Here is a 574-nt window from a genome sequence, read left to right on the forward strand (position 1 = left end):
GCTTACGGAGCTTGCCGCTGCGTGGCAGGGGATCGTGGCCGGACAAACCCAGGCGGTGGTCGATGAATCGCTTGCGCTGGAGCGTCTGCCGACGCAGGAGCAGGAGGCCGCCCGGGCCCGCGTTGTCGCGTTGACGGAGACACGCAATGCCGGGTTCGATCGCTTCTCGGAAGTCGTGAGCAATCTGGCGCGCAAGGGCGGGGACCCGGCGACGGTGGAAACCTACCGGGCCTATCGATCCTCCATCGTCGTTCAGGAAAAGCAGGAGGCGGATTGGCGGACGCTGGCCGAAGGCGCGTTGAGCTGGGCGGTTGCGCGCGATGGCGGCGTGCAATTGGCGATCCGCATCGCGGTGATCGGCGGCGCGATATTCGCGCTGCTGCTCGTGGCCCGGATCGTGCGGGGGTATGCCCGGCGGATGTTCGGGAAGTTACCGAACTTGTCCAAGCTGTTGCAGGCGTTCCTGGCGACGATTGTCTATTGGCTGACCATTGCGGTGGGGTTGATGGTGGTCCTGTCTTCGCTGGGTGTGGACATCACGCCGCTCTTCGCGCTGTTCGGCGGTGGTGCCTTC

Annotated in this window: 1 pseudogene; it reads left to right on the forward strand. The window is 65.5% G+C overall.

Annotation, left to right across the window (positions count from 1 at the left end):
- Nucleotides 1-34: 34 nt before the first annotated feature.
- Nucleotides 35-574: pseudogene (locus tag ACR0B3_RS24480) on the forward strand (mechanosensitive ion channel family protein); the annotation flags it as partial.

The organism is Ruegeria sp. CE9 (genome assembly GCF_056537425.1).